Here is a 17,738-nt window from a genome sequence, read left to right as displayed (position 1 = left end):
ATCAATCCAGTAGAGAAAGGGTGACAGGCGTCAGGTGATTGTCTTCGACCCGCACTTGCAGTTCGCCGTCGCCGAGTCTGGCCTTGAGGCGCTGGCCATTGTGGGTTTGCCCGGCGCTGCGGATCGCATTGCCACGTTCGTCCAGCAAGATGCTGTAACCACGGGCCAGGGTCGCCAACGGGCTGACCACTTGCAGGGTCTGCACCTGACTTTGCAATTGCAGGCGTCGCGACTTGAGGCCTTCGCGTATCGCACGCGGCAGGCGTTCGGCAAGGCTGTCGAGGCGTTGGCGCAGCAGTGCCAGTTGACGCCCCGGATGTTGCCCGGCGAGGCGGGTTTCCAGGCGAATCAAGCGCTCGCGACGGGTGTTGAGGCTGCGTTCGAACGCGCGGCGCATGCGCATGTCCAGGTCGTCCAGACGTTGCGCTTGCTGGCGCAGGCGTTCGCCGGGATGGCGCAAACGGCGGGAGATACCCTCCAGACGCAGGCGGTCGCGCATCAAACGGTCGCGCATACGCATCACCAGTCGGCGATGCAGGCTTTCGACCCGGCGCACCAGATCGTTGGAATCCGGTGCGAGCAGTTCGGCAGCGGCGGAAGGGGTCGGGGCGCGGACGTCGGCCACGAAGTCACTGATCGATACGTCGGTTTCGTGGCCGACGGCACTGACAATAGGCGTGACACAGGCGTCGACGGCACGGGCCACGGCCTCTTCGTTGAAGCACCAGAGGTCTTCCAGCGAACCGCCGCCACGGGCCAGGATCAACGCGTCGAAACCACGGGCATCCGCGAGTTTCAACGCACGGACAATCTGCGCAGTGGCTTCGCGACCTTGCACGGCCGTGGGGATCAGCGTCAGCTGGATCTGCGGTGCGCGGCGACGGAACACGCTGATAATGTCGCGGATCACCGCGCCGGTCGGCGAACTGATAATGCCGATGCGTTGTGGATGCGCCGGCAGCGGCACTTTGCGCTCGGCGCTGAACAGGCCTTCGGCGCTGAGCTTTTCCTTCAGTGCATCGAACGCCAGGCGCAACGCTCCATCACCTGCCGGCTCCACCGTGTCGAGGATCAACTGATAGTCGCCGCGTCCCTCGAACAATGAAACCTTGCCGCGGACTTTGACCGCCAAGCCATCCTTCAGCGCCTGGCGAACCCGGGCCGCGTTCTGGCGAAACAGCGCGCAACGCACCTGGGCGCCGCTGTCCTTGAGGGTGAAATACACGTGGCCGGACGCCGGGCGGGCGAGGTTGGAGATTTCGCCTTCGACCCAGATATTGCTGAAGACGTCTTCAAGCAACACCCGCGCGCGGCCGTTGAGCTGGCTGACAGTCAGGACTTCACGGTCCAGGCCGAGTCTTGCAAAGGGATCTTTAATCATGGGGCGCAGTTTAATGGCATTCGCACGTGAATCTCTACGTTGACGAAATCCTGTAGCAGCTGGCGAAGCCTGCGTCCGGCTGCGCAGCCGCCGTAAGATCAGACTGCTCGTTGTGTCAGGACGGATGCGGCGTATGCATTAGCGGCTGCTGCGCCCGAGCGCGGACCGGTCGACGCAGGCTTCGCCAGCTGCTACATGGATCGTGTAACGGCTCCGCGACAGGTACAGTCATCAGCGGTAATCAGGGAAGGTATTCAGATGAATGTTTTTGAGATGTTGCATCAATGGCCATTCGGTCCAATGGATTGGCTGGTGATCGGGCTGGGCATCGCCCTGGCCTACATCGTGTTTGGCATCGCTGGCTTCGGCACGGCGTTGGTGGCGGGGCCGATTCTGATTCTGTTCATGCCGCTGTCGAAAATCGTGCCGTTGCTGGTGTTGCTCGATTTTGTCGCGGCGTTCGGCAATCTGCTGCCCTCGCGACGCGATGTGGCGAAGCCCGAGTTGTTGCGGTTGCTGCCGTGCATGGCGGTGGGCTGCACGCTGGGGGTGATCTTTCTGTTGAACCTGAAATCCGACGTGCTGCTGCTGTTGATGGGGTTGTTTATCAGCGCGTACGCGATTTACAGCCTGTGGGTCAAAACCCGGCCGACACAGTTGTCTGCCGGCTGGGCGGTGCCGATGGGCACGGTGGGCGGGATGTTCGGGGCGTTGTTTGGCAGTGGCGGCTTTTTATATGCGATCTATTTGAACAGTCGCCTGCCCAAAGAGGCGGCCCGGGCGACCCAGAGTGCGCTGATCAGTTGCAGCACGGTGGTGCGGTTGAGCCTGTTTGCCATCGCAGGCGTGTATGCCGAGCTACCCTTGTTGGTGTTGGCCCTGTGTTTGTTACCGGCCATGGCCCTGGGGTTATGGATCGGGCGGCGGTTGACCATGAGGTTGTCCCGCGAAGCGTTTGTGCGGCTGGTGACGTGGTTGGTATTGGCCAGCGGGATTGCCTTGATCGGGCGGTACTTGAGTGCTTGACCCGATTTCGTCAGGTATTAAGTTGCCGGCCGTCCTGACGCCTTCGCGGCAAGCCCGCTCCCACATGATCTTGGTCCTACGCACATTTGTGCTCACCAGAGATCCCTGTGGGAGCGGGCTTGCCCGCGAAGGCGCCAGTACGAATACCGCAGAACATCCATTTGACGCAGCAGGCTTGCACCATGAATTCACAAAGCATCATCGTCCCGAAAATCTCCACGTTGCCGGTGCACGAGCCCCGGGCTCGCGCGGTCGTGCGGTGGCTGGTGCGCAAGAACATCATCAATGAAGAGCTGACCACCTGTGGCCGCACGGGCAATCGCATGGCCCACGCCATCGCCGAAGGTGCGCGCGATGTGGTCCTGCATCCAGAGGCCCTGCCGTTCGGCGAGCCGATCAATGGCCTGGAGATCGTCACCAAGCGCTGCATCTATACACCGGCCAAAGGTTTCCTGGGCGAGGCGGGCTGCGCCGAGTGCCGCAAGGAAGTAGGCGAAGCCTTGTTCGAAAGCCTGGAAGACTGGATGCCGGGCCGCACCGATAACTTCACCTGCCCTGAATGCGGGCATGAAGATGACATCAACGGATTTCTGTTCCTGCAGGAATGCGGCTTTTCCAACCTGGGTTTTATCTTCAACAACTGGGCTGAAGCCGGGTTCAAGCAGAGCTTTATCGACGAGTTTGCCGATTGGCTCGATCAGCCGGTCATCTGGGTAAAGTCGAACTGCAGGAGCACAGCTTGCTGGCGATGGCGGACTTAAGGACGCCATCGCGGGCAAGCCTTGCTCCTACAGAATTCGGCGTTAAATACCCGTCGATCGACCGTGTCGATAATAGACAGAGTTTTACATTGAACCCGAGGGGGTGTCTGACTATAATGGCGCGCTTCCATTTTCCCGCTCGGGAGCCCCCGCGATGCTGCGTATCAGCCAAGAAGCTCTGACATTCGACGACATTCTCCTAGTGCCCGGTTATTCCGAGGTGCTTCCTAACGAAGTCAGTCTCAAGACCCGCCTAACCCGTGGCATCGAGCTGAACATTCCTCTGGTTTCTGCCGCCATGGACACCGTTACTGAAGCCCGTCTGGCAATCGCCATGGCTCAGGAAGGTGGCATCGGCATCATCCACAAGAACATGACCATCGAGCAGCAAGCTGCCGAAGTGCGCAAGGTCAAGCGTTACGAAGCCGGCGTGGTCAAGGACCCGATCACGATCGAGGCGGATGCCACGGTTCGTGAACTGTTCGAACTGACCCGCATGCACAACATCTCCGGCGTTCCGGTACTGCACGATGGCGACCTGGTCGGCATCGTCACTTCCCGTGACGTGCGTTTCGAAAACCGTCTGGACGCCCGTGTCCGTGAAGTGATGACGCCGAAAGAGCGTCTGGTCACGGTCAAGGAAGGCGCCGACAAGAACGACGTTCGCGAGCTGTTGCACAAGCACCGCATCGAACGCGTGCTGATCGTCGACGACAAATTCGCCCTCAAGGGCATGATGACCGTCAACGACATCGAAAAAGCCAAAGCCTACCCGCTGGCCAGCAAGGACGATCAAGGTCGTCTGCGCGTTGGCGCGGCAGTCGGTACCGGTAAAGACACCGGTGATCGCGTCGCCGCCCTGGTCAATGCCGGCGTTGACGTGGTGGTGGTCGACACCGCTCACGGTCACTCCAAAGGCGTGATCGACCGCGTTCGCTGGGTCAAACAGAATTTCCCTGAAGTGCAGGTCATCGGCGGCAACATCGCCACGGGCGCTGCCGCCAAGGCCCTGGCCGAAGCAGGCGCTGACGCAGTCCAAGGTCGGTATCGGCCCTGGCTCGATCTGCACCACCCGTATCGTCGCCGGTGTCGGCGTCCCGCAAATCAGTGCCATCGCCAACGTCGCCGCTGCCCTCGAAGGCACTGGCGTTCCGTTGATCGCCGACGGCGGCATCCGTTTCTCCGGTGACCTGTCCAAGGCCATCGTTGCCGGTGCCTCCTGCGTGATGATGGGCTCTGATGTTCGCCGGTACTGAAGAAGCACCGGGCGAAATCGAACTGTTCCAGGGTCGTTCCGTACAAGGCTTACCGTGGCATGGGCTCGCTGGGCGCCATGTCCCAGGCTCAAGGCTCCTCCGACCGTTACTTCCAGGATTCTTCGGCAGGCGCCGAGAAGCTGGTTCCGGAAGGTATCGAAGGCCGTGTTCCTTACAAGGGCACCCTGAGCGCCATCATCCATCAACTGATGGGCGGCCTGCGTTCCTCGATGGGTTACACCGGCAGTGCCGACATCGAAGAAATGCGCACCAAGCCTGAGTTCGTGCGGATCACCGGCGCTGGCATGGCCGAGTCCCACGTTCACGACGTACAGATCACCAAAGAAGCGCCAAACTACCGCGTAGGTTGAGCCTTCAAGCAAATCGTTAAGCAACCGGGGCTGTTCTATTCAGCCCCGAGTTGTTTCTGAATCACGACTGTTTCTGACTTACTTAGACGAGACTGAATCATGGCCCTCGACATTCACGCTCACCGCATCCTGATCCTCGACTTCGGTTCCCAGTACACCCAGCTGATTGCCCGCCGCGTGCGTGAAATCGGCGTGTACTGCGAACTGCATCCGTTCGACATGGACGACGAAGCGATCCGCGAATTCGCGCCAAAAGGGATCATCCTCGCCGGCGGCCCCGAGTCTGTACACGTTGCCGACAGCCCCCGTGCACCACAAGCCGTCTGGGACCTGGGCGTACCGGTCTTCGGTATCTGCTACGGCATGCAGACCATGGCTGAACAGCTCGGTGGCAAGGTTGAAGGTTCCGAGCTGCGTGAGTTCGGTTACGCCCGTGTCGACGTGGTCGGCAAGAGCCGCCTGCTCGACGGTATCGAAGACCACATCGACGCTGACGGCCTGTTCGGCCTCGACGTCTGGATGAGCCACGGTGACAAGGTCACCAAGATGCCGGAAGACTTCCACATCCTGGCCAGCACCCCGAGCTGCCCGATCGCCGGTATGTTCAGCGACGCGCGCGGTTACTACGGCGTGCAGTTCCACCCGGAAGTGACCCACACCAAACAGGGCGGTCGCATCCTGTCGCGCTTCATCCTCGACATCTGCGGCTGTGAAGCCCTGTGGACGCCGTCGAAAATCGCTGAAGACGCCATCGCTCAGGTGCGTGCCCAGGTCGGTACCGACAACGTACTGCTCGGCCTGTCCGGCGGTGTGGACTCTTCGGTTGTTGCCGCGTTGCTGCACAAAGCCATTGGCGACCAACTGACCCGCGTCTTCGTCGATAACGGCCTGCTGCGTCTGCACGAAGGCGAGCAAGTGATGGCCATGTTCGCCGAGAACATGGGCGTCAAGGTGATCCGCGCCAACGCCGAAGATCAGTTCCTCGACAACCTGGCTGGCGAAAGCGACCCAGAGAAGAAACGCAAGATCATCGGCCGTACCTTCATCGACGTATTCGATGCCCAGTCCAACAAACTGGACAACATCAAGTACCTCGCCCAAGGCACTATCTACCCGGATGTGATCGAGTCGGCTGGCGCCAAAAGCGGCAAGGCCCACGTCATCAAGTCGCACCACAACGTGGGTGGCTTGCCGGAAGAGATGAACCTCAAGCTGGTTGGAACCGCTGCGTGAGCTGTTCAAGGACGAAGTCCGTCGTCTGGGCCTGGAACTCGGCCTGCCGTACGACATGGTCTACCGTCACCCGTTCCCGGGCCCGGGCCTGGGTGTGCGGATCCTCGGTGAAGTGAAGAAGGAATACGCCGACCTGTTGCGTCGCGCCGACCACATCTTCATCGAAGAACTGCGCAAAGCCGACTGGTACCACAAGGTCAGCCAGGCGTTCGTGGTGTTCCAGCCTGTGAAATCGGTTGGCGTGGTTGGCGATGGCCGTCGTTACGCCTGGGTCGTTGCCCTGCGTGCCGTGGAAACCATCGACTTCATGACCGCACGTTGGGCGCACCTGCCTTACGAGCTGCTGGAAACCGTCAGCGGCCGGATCATCAACGAAATCGAAGGCATCTCCCGCGTCACTTACGACGTGTCGAGCAAGCCGCCGGCGACGATTGAGTGGGAGTGATCCTGCACAAACCTTGAAGGTTTGATCGCTGGATAAAAAGCCGTGTGAGCGTGAGTTCACACGGCTTTTTTCATGGGGCCGCTTTGTCGTATGGCGAGCCTGCGTCCCGTCGTCACGGGCGCTTTGCTGTTTCTTTCACAACTGCGGGTGTATCGTATTCGCCTTTTGCGGGCCTTGGGCCTGCCGCTTTTCATGTGAGGTAGTTGAGTTCATGTCGTTTACCCGTCGCCAAATCCTCGGTGGCCTGGCCGGTCTTGTTGTCGTTGGTGTCGGAGCCGGGGGCGCGTCGCGTTACTGGCTGGGCAAGATGGCCGATGCTGACGCGGGCCACGACTATGAATTGATTGCCGCGCCGCTGGACGTCGAGCTGGTCGCCGGTCACACCACCCAGGCCTGGGCATTTGGCCCGTCGGCACCGGGCACTGAATTGCGCGCGCGTCAGGGCGACTGGTTGCGGGTGCGTTTTATCAACCACCTGCCCGTCGCGACCACTATTCACTGGCACGGTATCCGCCTGCCGCTGGAGATGGACGGCGTACCTTACGTCTCGCAACTGCCGGTGTTGCCGGGTGAGTATTTCGACTACAAGTTCCGTGTGCCGGACGCCGGCAGCTACTGGTATCACCCGCATGTGAACAGCAGCGAAGAACTCGGCCGCGGGCTGGTCGGTCCGCTGATTATCGAAGAGCGCGAACCCACCGGTTTCAAGTATGAAAAAACCCTCAGCCTGAAGAGCTGGCACGTCGATGAAGAGGGTGCGTTCGTCGCCTTCAGCATCCCTCGTGAAGCGGCGCGTGGCGGCACGGCGGGGCGCTTGTCGACCATCAATGGCGTCTCGCAAGCAGTGATCGACTTGCCGGCCGGGCAGATCACCCGAGTGCGCCTGCTCAACCTCGACAACACGCTGACCTATCGCCTGAACATTCCTGGCGTCGAAGCGCAGATTTACGCACTGGACGGCAACCCCATCGAGCCACGCCCGTTGGGCAAGGAGTACTGGCTTGGCCCGGGCATGCGTATTTGCCTGGCAATCAAGGCGCCGGCCGCTGGTGAAGAACTGGCTCTGCGCAACGGCCCGGTACGTTTGGGTACGTTCCGTTCGGTGGCCAACACCGACGCGCCGACCCAATGGCCGCCTGCGTTGCCCGCCAACCCGATTGCCGAACCGGACCTGGCCAATGCCGAGAAACTCAACTTCAATTTCGAATGGGTCGGTTCGGTGTCGGTGAACGTCGACAACGGCAAACCGCCGAGCCTGTGGCAGATCAACGGCAAGGCCTGGGACATCACCGACAAAACCTGTGCCGACCGCCCGATTGCCAAGCTTGAAAAGGGCAAGAGCTACATTTTCGAATTGAAGAACATGACTCAGTATCAGCACCCGATTCACTTGCACGGCATGAGTTTCAAAGTCATCGCCTCGAACCGGCACAAGGTCATTCCCGTACTTCACCGACACGTACTTGTTGGGCAAGAACGAACGCGCGCAGGTGGCGTTGGTGGCGGATAACCCCGGCATCTGGATGTTCCACTGCCACGTGATCGATCACATGGAAACCGGCCTGATGGCCGCCATCGAGGTGGCGTGATGCGTCAGATTCGTCCCACCGCCATTATCGACCGCAGCCGTGATCGAGACTTTATGCGCGAAGCGCTGGCCCTGGCGGCCCAAGGTGCCGCGCTTGGCGAAGTGCCGGTGGGCGCGGTACTGGTGCAGGACGGTGAAGTCATCGGTCGAGGCTTCAATTGCCCGATCAGTGCCAGCGACCCGAGTGCCCATGCTGAAATGGTCGCGATCCGCGCCGCTGCGCAAGCGGTGAGCAACTATCGCCTGCCGGGCAGCACGCTGTACGTGACCCTTGAGCCGTGCAGCATGTGCGCCGGGCTGATCGTGCATTCGCGGATTGCGCGGGTGGTGTATGGCGCACTGGAACCCAAGGCGGGGATTGTGCAGAGTCAGGGGCAGTTTTTTACCCAGGGCTTTTTGAATCACCGGGTGTTGTATGAAGGCGGGGTGTTGGCGGAAGAATGCGGGGCTGTATTGAGCGAGTTCTTCAAGGCCCGCCGAGCCAAACCTTCAGACTGAACACGTAAAACCTGTAGGAGCCGAGCTTGCTCGCGATAGCGGTCTGACATTCAACATCATTGTTGACTGTACAGCCGCCATCGCGAGCAAGCTCGGCTCCTACACAGGTTAGGCGTTATTTACGGGCGACGATGACCGCACGCATCGGCGCCGGCAGCCCTTCGATCGTCTTGCTGTGATCGTCCGGGTCCAGGAAATCACTCAGCGACTGATACTTCATCCACTCCGTCCCGCGCTGTTCCTCGACCGTGGTGACGCTGACATCCACGCACTTCACATCCGTGAACCCGGCGCGCCGCAACCACAACTCCAGCGCCGGCACCGAGGGCAGGAACCACACGTTACGCATCTGCGCGTAGCGGTCTTCCGGTACCAGCACCTGCTGCTGATCGCCTTCGATCACCAGCGTTTCCAGCACCAGTTCACCGCCCTTGACCAGGCAATCTTTCAGCGCCAGCAAATGCTCGATCGGCGAGCGACGATGGTAGAACACACCCATCGAAAACACCGTGTCGAAGCCTTCCAGCTCCGGCGGCAAGTCTTCGAACGGAAACGGCAGGTGCCAGGCATTCGGCTCGGACAGGTAACGCTGCACGGCCTGGAACTGGCAGAAGAACAGCCAGTTGGGGTCGACACCGATCACGCTGTCGGCACCGGCACCGAGCATGCGCCACATGTAATAACCGTTGCCGCACCCGACATCGAGGATGCGCTTGCCCTTCAAATCCAGATGCGGCGCAACCCGCGACCACTTCCAGTCCGAACGCCATTCGGTGTCGACGTGCACACCAAACAAATCAAACGGCCCTTTGCGCCACGGCGACAACCCCATCAGCGCGGTACGCATCTGCGCGCGTGTTGCATCGTCGCAATCGGTGTCGAGCATCAAGCCGTCCAGCAGATCGACTTCGCTCGGCTGGATCTTCGGCAGTGCGTCCAGCGCGCTTTGCCAGCGCTCCAGGTCGCCGTGACCCTTCTCCATTTTCTTGTCGAGTTGTGCTTGCAGGGTGTTGGCCCATTCAGCAAGCGGTGTGCCGGCCAGACGGCGGGCGAGGGGGGACAGATCAATCATGGCAAGGCAATCAACGAGGCAAAGTTAAGACACTGGAACCACGGCATGACTTTCGAGAACCCGGCGGCTAGCAGGCGCTCGCGGTGTTCTTCGAGGCTGTCAGGCTTCATGACGTTTTCGATGGCGCTGCGCTTCTGGGCAATTTCCAATTCGCTGTAACCGTTGGCGCGCTTGAAGGCGACGTGCAGGTCGGTCAGCAGCGCGTGTTCTTGCGGGTCATTGAAGCGCAGCTTCTCCGACAGGATCAGTGCGCCGCCCGGCAGTAACGACTGGCGAATGCGCGAGAGCAGCGCGGTGCGCTGCTCCGGAGCGATGAATTGCAGGGTGAAGTTCAGCGCCACCACCGAGGTGGGCTGGAAGTCGAGGGCGAGGATGTCGCCTTCAATCACTTCCACCGGCAACAACTCCTGGAACATCGAGTCCTGGGCGTTGAGGTATTCGCGGCAACGCTCGACCATGGCGGCGGAGTTATCCACAGCGATGACGCGGCAACCGTCGGTGCGCACATGACGGCGCAAGGCCTGGGTCACGGCGCCCAGCGACGAGCCGAGGTCGTAGAGCACGCTGTTGGGCTGGGCGAATTGCGCGGCGAGCACGCCGAGGTTTTCAACGATGGTCGGATAACCCGGCACCGAGCGCTTGATCATGTCCGGGAACACCCGCACCACGTCCTCGTTAAAGGCGAAGTCGGGTACCTGGGCCAAAGGCTGGGCGAAAAGGCGATCGGATTCTTTGCTCACGGCGGTTCCAGCGGCATGGGTGGAAAAGGCCGGCATTTTAGCCAAATTGACGGGGGGATGCGCGGGTTGTCTGATAAACCGCTGGGCAGATCTGGATCTTGTGTTTATAGGGAGATCGCTTTCGCGGGCAAGCCCGCTCCCACAAGTACAGCGCTATCCCTGTGGGAGCGGGCTTGCCCGCGATGGACTCAACGCGGTTTCTGGGTGAACGCCGACGCCGTAATCCCCCATTGCCCCAGCCAGTAGCTGAGGATGATCACGTAAGGCGCCGCATCGAACGATGCGACAAAGCGGCTGATGCCAATCACGCTGTCGGAGAACATAAACGCCAGCGCGCCTGCCGCCGCCAGCAGCGCCGAGCGTTTCGGCACATCGGAGCCCAGTCGGGCCAGTGCTCGCCAGAGCATTGCGCTGATGGCCAGGCCATAGACAATCACCGGAACCAGCAACGGGCCTAAACCGTGGGAAATCAGAATCCCCAGCAGCACCGCACCCACGGCCAGCGCGATGATCAAGGGCAGCAACGCCAACCGCCGACAATCGCTCAAGTAGGCTTTCAAGTACGCCAGATGCGCGACCAGAAACGCGCCGAGGCCAAACACAAACAAGTCCCCCGGCCACGCCAGCAACACGTCGCCGAGCAGCGAGAAAATCAGGCCAAGGCTGATCCAGCGGCGATAGTCGCTGGGCGGCGCGTCGTGCAGCCAGCCGAGCAGGGCCAGCACCGGCAACGGTTTGACCAGCAGGCAAAGCAACGTCGCGTGTACGCTCACGCCATACAGGAAGGTCACCGCGCCCATCAGAGCCAGAATCAGCCAGCCCACGATCAGTTAACCGAGATTGCGCAGTCGAAAGTTTCCACCGGCAACACTTCCGGGGCCCAGGGTTGTTGCGAGGTCAAGCGCAAACGGCCGGTGCCGGCGGCAAACGCCTGAAAGCGCCAAGTCGAAATACCGGCGCTGCCGACGATGCCGGCATCTTCCGGATTGCTGTACACCTCGGGGCTGAGCGCATGCAACACACCACCGGCCGAATCCTGGATCGCCCAACGGTAACCCGTGGACGGGTTGCTCGGCAGGGTCAGGATCAGGTTTTGCCCGCTGTTGAGTTTCACCGGGCATTGGCTTTGTTTTTCCACGGTCACGTTCTGTTTCGGCTGCGTGGCGCAGGCGGCCAGCAAGGAAAGGGCGAGGGGGACAAACAAGCGAGTGGGGGACATAAGGTCAGCGGCTCCGGCATTCACGACGAACGGCGAGCATAACTGAAGATGAGACAAAGTGTGACAACTGCGGGAATTCGCGGTGTTAGGGCTGACGCCATCGCGGGCAAGCCCGCTCCCACAGTGGATTGTTGTGTGACACAAACGCTGTGTCCACTAAAGAACCCTGTGGGAGCGGGCTTGCCCGCGATGGCGATCGAGCAGGCGCTACATCAATGTCAGAACAGAATCTTCGCCACATCCGCAAAGCGCTTGGCGAAATGCACGGTGATCCCTTCCTTCAGATAATCCGGCAGTTCCTCAAAGCTGCCACGGTTAGGCTCCGGCAGAATCAACTCGAAAATCTTCTGCCGCCGCGCCGCAATCACCTTCTCGCGTACCCCGCCAATCGGCAGTACGTGCCCGGTCAACGTCAATTCGCCGGTCATGGCCACGCCTTTTTTCGGTGGCTGGTTGCGTGCGAGCGAGAGCAGGGCGCTGGCCATGGTCACGCCGGCGCTCGGGCCGTCTTTCGGGGTGGCGCCTTCCGGGACGTGCAAGTGGACAAACGCCTCGTCGAAGAATTTCGGATCTCCGCCAAACGACTTCAGGTTGGAGCTGACGTAGCTGTAGGCGATTTCCGCCGACTCTTTCATCACGTCGCCCAGTTGACCGGTGAGTTTGAAGCCACGATTCAGCGTGTGGATCCGCGTCGCTTCAATCGGCAAGGTCGCGCCGCCCATGCTGGTCCAGGCCAGACCGGTGATAACGCCGGTGCCGGACAGCACTTGCTCGTTGCGGAAGACCGGATGACCGAGTGAGGCTTCAAGGTCCTTCGGCGCGATTTTGATCACCGCTTTCGGTTCGTCGATCAACTTCACCACGGCTTTGCGCACCAGTTTGCCCAGTTGTTTTTCCAACTGACGCACGCCGGCTTCACGGGCGTACCCGTCGATCAACGCTTTGAGGGCGCTGTCGCTGATGCTCAGGCTGCCTTTGGACACGCCGGCCTTTTCCAGCTGTTTGGGCCACAGGTGACGCTTGGCGATGGCGATTTTTTCTTCGGTGATGTAACCCGACAGGCGAATCACTTCCATCCGGTCGAGCAATGGGCCGGGGATCGAGTCCAGGGTGTTGGCGGTGCACACGAACAGCACTTTCGACAGGTCCAGGCGCAGGTCCAGGTAATGGTCGAGGAATTCGACGTTCTGTTCCGGGTCGAGGGTTTCCAGTAGCGCGGAGGCTGGGTCGCCTTGGTAGCTTTGACCCATCTTGTCGATCTCGTCGAGCATGATCACCGGGTTCATCACTTCGACGTCTTTCAACGCCTGCACGAGTTTGCCCGGTTGCGCGCCGATGTAAGTGCGGCGGTGACCCTTGATCTCGGCTTCGTCGCGCATGCCGCCGAGGCTGAAGCGATAGAACGGCCGGCCAAGGGATTCGGCGATGGACTTGCCGACGCTGGTTTTACCCACGCCCGGTGGGCCGACCAGCAACACGATGGAGCCGCTGATCTCGCCTTTGTAGGCACCGACCGCGAGGAATTCGAGGATGCGGTCCTTGATGTCGTCGAGGCCTGCGTGGTGCTTGTCGAGCACTTTGTGCGCGTGCTTGAGGTCGAGTTTGTCCTCGCCGTACACGCCCCACGGGACCGAGGTGGCCCAGTCGAGGTAGTTGCGGGTGACCGCGTACTCGGGCGAGCCGGTCTCGAGGATCGACAGCTTGTTCATTTCCTCTTCGATGCGTTTCTGCGCTTGCGGCGAAAGCACTTTGCCGGTCAGGCGTTGCTCGAACTGCTCGATGTCGGCGCTGCGGTCATCCTTGGTCAGCCCCAGCTCTTGCTGAATGACCTTGAGCTGTTCCTTGAGGAAGAATTCGCGCTGATGCTCGCCGATCTTGCGGTTAACTTCGGCGGAAATCTCTTTTTGCAGGCGCGCGACTTCGACTTCCTTGCGCAGCATCGGCAGGACTTTTTCCATGCGCTTGAGCATCGGCACGCAGTCGAGCACTTCTTGCAGCTCGCTACCAGTGGCCGAGGTCAGGGCGGCGGCGAAGTCGGTCAGCGGCGAGGGGTCGTTGGGGCTGAAGCGGTTGAGGTAGTTTTTGAGCTCTTCGCTGTACAGCGGGTTGAGCGGCAGCAGTTCCTTGATGGCGTTGATCAACGCCATGCCGTAGGCCTTGACCTCATCGGTCGGCTCGGTGGGTTGGTGCGGGTACTCGACTTCCACCAGGTACGGTGGGCGATGGTGTTTGAGCCAGGTTTTGATGCGCACCCGGGTCAGGCCCTGGGCGACGAATTGCAGTTTGCCGTTTTCGCGACTGGCGTGGTGGACCTTGACCAGTGTGCCGTACTCGGGGAGTGCGTCGGTGTTGAAGTGGCGCGGGTCTTCCTGGGGGGCGTCCATGTAGAACAGGGCCAGGGCGTGGTGATCGGCTTTGCTGACCAGATCCAGTGTTTCAGCCCACGGTTCTTCGTTGACGATGACCGGCAGTACTTGGGCCGGGAAGAAGGGGCGATTGTGGATCGGGATGATGTAGACCTTGTCCGGCAGGTTTTGGCCGGGCAGGGCGAGGCCTTTGCCGGTGGTGTGGTGTTCGATTTGTTCGGCTTCGTCGTACTCGCTTGGGTCTTCGGGGAATTCTTGCTGGTCGCTCATGGGGCACCTGCGCAATGGGGTATGGGTGTTAGATGGGGCAGGTGGGGGTGGTTTCAATGGCCCCGGATATTTCCAGATGTGTGTTCAGGGGCGGGACAGATTCAGGGATCTTAACGGCAGGCAGTGTGCCGCTCGCTCAAAACAGGTGACGCGCCAGCCGCCTGGGCCCATCGCCCGCTTGATCAAAAATCCATCGTTCTATCCCTGGCACTGTGCGCAGCGCTGCAAATGCTGCCGACTTATGTTGCTCTGTGCATATCACATGCACGTTGGGCCCGGCGTCCACTGTTGCACACACCTCCAAACCCTCACCGCGCAGTTGCCGCACCCGCTCCAGAATCCGCAAGGTTGCCGGTTTCCAATAGAAAATCGGAGGCTGTGAAGTCATGGCAATCATGTGCAACTCCACGGCTTCGCGCTCCACAACAGCGGCCAATGCGTTGAAATCCCGGCTCACAATCGCTTGGCGGACAGTCGCCAGGCGTTCCGGCAGAAGGTCCAGTCGAGTCGGGTAAAAGGGGCTGCTGTTGGCGAGAAGATGACCTTGACGGGAGCTGACAGTTTTAGGTGTGGCGTCGACGATGGCGATCAAGTCATGCAGCGGCCAATGCTGCCCCGCAGCGAGTTGGACCGGCTCGCAGAGCTGCCGGCTATCGCCAGGCCATTGGACAAACCCGCCCAGCACCGAGCGCGCCGCCGAGCCAGAGCCGGACAGGCGCGCCAGTCTGCCGAGATCGGGGCTGTCGAGTGATTGCCCGCAGCGCAAGGCGAATGCCACTGCCAAGGCACTGAAACCCGACGCTGACGAGGCAATGCCCGCACCCGTCGGGAAGTTGTTGGTCGTGGCGATGCGCAGCGGTGTCCAGTCATCGAAGTATTCGCGCAAGGGTTGCAGATGGCGTTCGATTCCAAGGCGCAGTGAGGTTTGTGCCACAACCAATAGGCCGCTGGCGGTTTTCCACATGATTTCATCGGCAGCGCCCTTCGTCCGGGGCGACAACGTGCAGAAGCTGAGGCACTGACTCAGGGTCATGGAGATTGAGGGATTGTTGGGGAGCGTCTGCCGTGCATCGCTCATGCCCCAGTACTTGATGAACGCGATGTTGCTGGGCGAAGAAACGCTGATCCGATTCATTGCACTTGGACCTCCAGGCCGCCCACCGCTAATGGGGCATCGATTCTGCGATAGTGGGCCAGTTCCGGTAGCGCCGGCGCGTCGACCACCAATAGTGCTCCGGCCTGGTCCCCGGAGAGGGCGCCAGCCCCGCAAATTTTTGCTGCACCACCGGCTGCTTCAATGGCGCGGATCACTTGCACAACGGCTTTGGGCACCACGCCCAGACATTCCAGGGCCGCTTCATAGTCGTGTACCAACGCCTTGAGTGTTTCAGGTGCCGGGCTGCGGGACTGCAACAGCGTGCGAAAGCGTTCGGCACAGTTGTGCATGCTTGCCAATAGTGGGTTATCCCGGCCTTCGAGCTGGTGTCGGGTGGCGGCGATGACATGCCCGGTACTCTCGCGAGCGGCTCCGGTGTGGTAGATCTCAATGCCGTGTAATTGCAGATGTACCGTGCTCTCGGGCCACGAAATCATCTTGAACCGGTTTCCCGCCTCGCGGCGTCGTTCGACCATGCCACCCAGCAAGCAAGTGTTGTGATCGATCCCTGACGGCAGCCCATGCTGGTAACGTTCAACGCGCATGGCTAGCGGTTGCAGCGGATGCCGTTGCGGCGACAACTTGAAGAGGCGCAACAACGCCGCTGACAGGCTGACCGCCAGGGCTGCCGAACTGCCGAAGCCTGCGTCCAGCGGAATGCTCGATTGCACTCGTAGCGTGCAGCCGCGTATGTCTTCTAGCGCCAGTTTGAGCAGAACTTCGCCCACAGCACATTTGACCAAGTGATCGACGTCGTTTCCTCTGACGCCGATAAAGGTGTGTGTCTGGGGATCGTTTCGAAAGCATACCCAGCGTTGGCGCACTTCCCGGACGTAATCGAGCAGGGCGCCCGTGCTGTATTGCCGATGGATTTGCAGCTCGGGTAACTGAATTTCAATCTGATCATCGTCGCGCTCACGCACCTGCACGGTGCAATACAGCCCCAAGGTAGTAGCGAACACCGGGCAACCCTGCAACGCCGCGTGCTCGCCAATCAGAATAATCTTTGCGGGAGCGCGTGCTTGCACAGCAACCGGTGCCATGACTCAACGCCCCCATTGCACATGAGCTTTTACCAAATGATGTGCTGCTTGCGCCGCCATGATGGACAACTCACCCGCCAGCACCAGCGCTCCGATTATTTCTGCCAAACGCAAAGTGTCGACTCCAGGTTTTTTGGCGCCCGGGACAATCCCCATCAACGCCAGTGCTTCGCGTTGAGTGCACAAACCGGTGCCGCCGCCGACAGTCCCCAGTGGTGTGTCGGGCAACAGGATCGAGGCGTAGAGGGCGCCATGCTCGCGCGCTTCGAGGCAGGTAATGCCGCAAGCACTTTCTGCTACTTGAGCGACATCTTGTCCGGTGGCGATAAAGACAGCCGAAAGAATATTGGCGTGATGGGCATTACTGCCCATTGCCCCCGCCATTGCTGAGCCCAACAGGTTTTTGCGGTATTGGACGTCACACAACGAAGCCGAATCGGTTTTCAGGATGTCGTGCAGGATGTCAGCGCTCAGATGGGCTTCGGCAAAAATGCGTTTGCCCCGACCGTTTAGCACGTTAACCATCGCCGGTTTTTTATCGGTGCAGTAATTGCCTGAGATGCTGATGCAGGGTAGGCCCGTAGCGGGGCTGATCAGCTCGGTTATGGCCCGCTCGCAGGCGATGCTTGCCATGTTCATGCCCATGGCATCGGCACTGTGGAAGCGAAAACGCAGGTAGATCGTGGTGCCGACCAATGCGGGCACGATGTCCTGCAATACAAGGTGACGGCTGTTCTCTTCGCAGAGCTGTTTGATTTTGTCGTAGTTGTTTCGGACCCAGGCTACGAAAGCCTGTGATTGTACGATACCGCTGGAGCGAAACACCGGCGCTCGGGTGATGCCCACATCGTCGACGCGCACCACCGCGCCTCCGGCGGCGCGTAACGCGGCGCACCCTCGGGACACGCTGGCGATCAGTGCACCTTCGGTGGTCGCCAGTGGCGCAAAGACCGGTTCCTGGGCGGTAATCGCTTGCCCATTGACCAACAGGGGGCCGGCAACGCCCAGCGGTATCTGAATAGCCCCGATGAAGTTCTCGCATTTTGCCGGGTGCGCATCAAACGTGTAATTGCCGATGGTGGTGAGTGAGGCCCCAGTGATCAATTGCAACGCCTCACGCCGAATGAAGGACGCTTGGTTGCGCGACAAGGTTTCAGGTAGTTGGTGCAGGCGGACCTCACCCTTGGCCAAGGCCTCTATCCATTGAGCGTCGAATTGAGAGTGGGACATGAGTCACCCGGCGGGTCATTGAGTGCGCAAGGTGGTGCGCGTCCTGTTGATGATCTGCAGAACTGACCCAGGCAGGTACTGTC

Annotated in this window: 12 protein-coding genes and 3 pseudogenes; 6 read left to right on the top strand and 9 right to left on the bottom strand. The window is 60.5% G+C overall.

The window, feature by feature from the left end; translation table 11 throughout:
* Position 1: 1 nt before the first annotated feature.
* Entirely contained in the window at positions 2-1,381 is a 1,380-nt protein-coding gene (gene xseA / locus AB4N76_RS08380) for an exodeoxyribonuclease VII large subunit (protein ID WP_046026610.1), read from the bottom strand.
* 258 nt (positions 1,382-1,639) lie between these two features.
* Between xseA and AB4N76_RS08375 the strand changes: the two genes are divergently transcribed.
* The 6 genes and pseudogenes from AB4N76_RS08375 (at position 1,640) to tadA (ending at position 8,559) form a co-directional block, all read left to right on the top strand.
* Positions 1,640-2,407: a sulfite exporter TauE/SafE family protein gene (locus AB4N76_RS08375; RefSeq protein WP_046026609.1), complete on the top strand. Its 768-nt coding sequence runs from the start codon at positions 1,640-1,642 to the stop codon at positions 2,405-2,407.
* Between the two features lie 182 nt (positions 2,408-2,589).
* Positions 2,590-3,168, top strand: a complete 579-nt coding sequence (locus AB4N76_RS08370) for a sugar ABC transporter ATPase (protein WP_460164367.1) — start codon at positions 2,590-2,592, stop codon at positions 3,166-3,168.
* 154 nt (positions 3,169-3,322) lie between these two features.
* Positions 3,323-4,795: pseudogene (gene guaB, locus AB4N76_RS08365) on the top strand (IMP dehydrogenase).
* 99 nt (positions 4,796-4,894) lie between these two features.
* A pseudogene (gene guaA, locus AB4N76_RS08360) lies at positions 4,895-6,473 on the top strand (glutamine-hydrolyzing GMP synthase).
* Between the two features lie 211 nt (positions 6,474-6,684).
* Positions 6,685-8,062 (top strand): annotated as a pseudogene (locus tag AB4N76_RS08355) (multicopper oxidase family protein).
* Positions 8,062-8,559, top strand: coding sequence for a tRNA adenosine(34) deaminase TadA (gene tadA, locus AB4N76_RS08350; protein ID WP_460164366.1), 498 nt, complete (start codon positions 8,062-8,064; stop codon positions 8,557-8,559). The pseudogene AB4N76_RS08355 and the gene tadA overlap by 1 nt, the downstream one beginning before the upstream one ends.
* 115 nt (positions 8,560-8,674) lie before the next feature.
* On the opposite strand, the gene cmoB is transcribed toward tadA, so the two are convergent.
* The 8 genes from cmoB to AB4N76_RS08310 form a co-directional block, all read right to left on the bottom strand.
* Complete coding sequence (gene cmoB / locus AB4N76_RS08345; protein ID WP_046026602.1) at positions 8,675-9,631, bottom strand: tRNA 5-methoxyuridine(34)/uridine 5-oxyacetic acid(34) synthase CmoB; 957 nt, start codon at positions 9,629-9,631, stop codon at positions 8,675-8,677.
* Positions 9,628-10,407, bottom strand: a complete 780-nt coding sequence (gene cmoA, locus AB4N76_RS08340) for a carboxy-S-adenosyl-L-methionine synthase CmoA (RefSeq protein ID WP_460164365.1) — start codon at positions 10,405-10,407, stop codon at positions 9,628-9,630. The genes cmoB and cmoA overlap by 4 nt, the downstream gene beginning before the upstream one ends.
* A gap of 152 nt (positions 10,408-10,559) precedes the next feature.
* Positions 10,560-11,195: a lysoplasmalogenase gene (locus tag AB4N76_RS08335; RefSeq protein WP_460164364.1), complete on the bottom strand. Its 636-nt coding sequence runs from the start codon at positions 11,193-11,195 to the stop codon at positions 10,560-10,562.
* A 2-nt stretch (positions 11,196-11,197) separates the two neighbouring features.
* Positions 11,198-11,590: a protease inhibitor I42 family protein gene (locus AB4N76_RS08330; protein WP_046026598.1), complete on the bottom strand. Its 393-nt coding sequence runs from the start codon at positions 11,588-11,590 to the stop codon at positions 11,198-11,200.
* Positions 11,591-11,808: 218 nt separating this feature from the next.
* Positions 11,809-14,226, bottom strand: coding sequence for an endopeptidase La (gene lon, locus AB4N76_RS08325; RefSeq protein WP_460164363.1), 2,418 nt, complete (start codon positions 14,224-14,226; stop codon positions 11,809-11,811).
* 136 nt (positions 14,227-14,362) lie between these two features.
* On the bottom strand, positions 14,363-15,361 hold the full coding sequence (mvaD, locus tag AB4N76_RS08320; protein ID WP_052961847.1) for a diphosphomevalonate decarboxylase: 999 nt from the start codon (positions 15,359-15,361) through the stop codon (positions 14,363-14,365).
* On the bottom strand, positions 15,358-16,425 hold the full coding sequence (locus AB4N76_RS08315) for a mevalonate kinase family protein (protein WP_109784993.1): 1,068 nt from the start codon (positions 16,423-16,425) through the stop codon (positions 15,358-15,360). Before AB4N76_RS08315 ends, mvaD begins: the two co-directional genes overlap by 4 nt.
* 3 nt (positions 16,426-16,428) lie before the next feature.
* Positions 16,429-17,655 carry a hydroxymethylglutaryl-CoA reductase gene (locus AB4N76_RS08310; protein WP_077431323.1) on the bottom strand — a complete coding sequence of 409 codons (1,227 nt, stop codon included), beginning with the start codon at positions 17,653-17,655 and terminating at the stop codon, positions 16,429-16,431.
* Positions 17,656-17,738 lie beyond the last annotated feature (83 nt).

The sequence above is a fragment of the Pseudomonas sp. S2_F03 genome (genome assembly GCF_054668335.1).
The sequence above is the reverse complement of the archived record's forward strand: the minus strand, read 5'-3'. Positions and strand labels throughout refer to the sequence as shown.

Excerpts from the sequence above, each read along its gene's own strand:
- xseA (WP_046026610.1), bottom strand. The coding sequence starts at position 1,381 with ATGATTAAAGATCCCTTTGCAAGACTCGGCCTGGACCGTGAAGTCCTG.
- AB4N76_RS08375 (WP_046026609.1), top strand. The coding sequence starts at position 1,640 with ATGAATGTTTTTGAGATGTTGCATCAATGGCCATTCGGTCCAATGGAT.
- AB4N76_RS08370 (WP_460164367.1), top strand. The coding sequence starts at position 2,590 with ATGAATTCACAAAGCATCATCGTCCCGAAAATCTCCACGTTGCCGGTG.
- tadA (WP_460164366.1), top strand. The coding sequence starts at position 8,062 with ATGCGTCAGATTCGTCCCACCGCCATTATCGACCGCAGCCGTGATCGA.
- cmoB (WP_046026602.1), bottom strand. The coding sequence starts at position 9,631 with ATGATTGATCTGTCCCCCCTCGCCCGCCGTCTGGCCGGCACACCGCTT.
- cmoA (WP_460164365.1), bottom strand. The coding sequence starts at position 10,407 with ATGCCGGCCTTTTCCACCCATGCCGCTGGAACCGCCGTGAGCAAAGAA.
- AB4N76_RS08330 (WP_046026598.1), bottom strand. The coding sequence starts at position 11,590 with ATGTCCCCCACTCGCTTGTTTGTCCCCCTCGCCCTTTCCTTGCTGGCC.
- lon (WP_460164363.1), bottom strand. The coding sequence starts at position 14,226 with ATGAGCGACCAGCAAGAATTCCCCGAAGACCCAAGCGAGTACGACGAA.
- mvaD (WP_052961847.1), bottom strand. The coding sequence starts at position 15,361 with ATGAATCGGATCAGCGTTTCTTCGCCCAGCAACATCGCGTTCATCAAG.
- AB4N76_RS08315 (WP_109784993.1), bottom strand. The coding sequence starts at position 16,425 with ATGGCACCGGTTGCTGTGCAAGCACGCGCTCCCGCAAAGATTATTCTG.
- AB4N76_RS08310 (WP_077431323.1), bottom strand. The coding sequence starts at position 17,655 with ATGTCCCACTCTCAATTCGACGCTCAATGGATAGAGGCCTTGGCCAAG.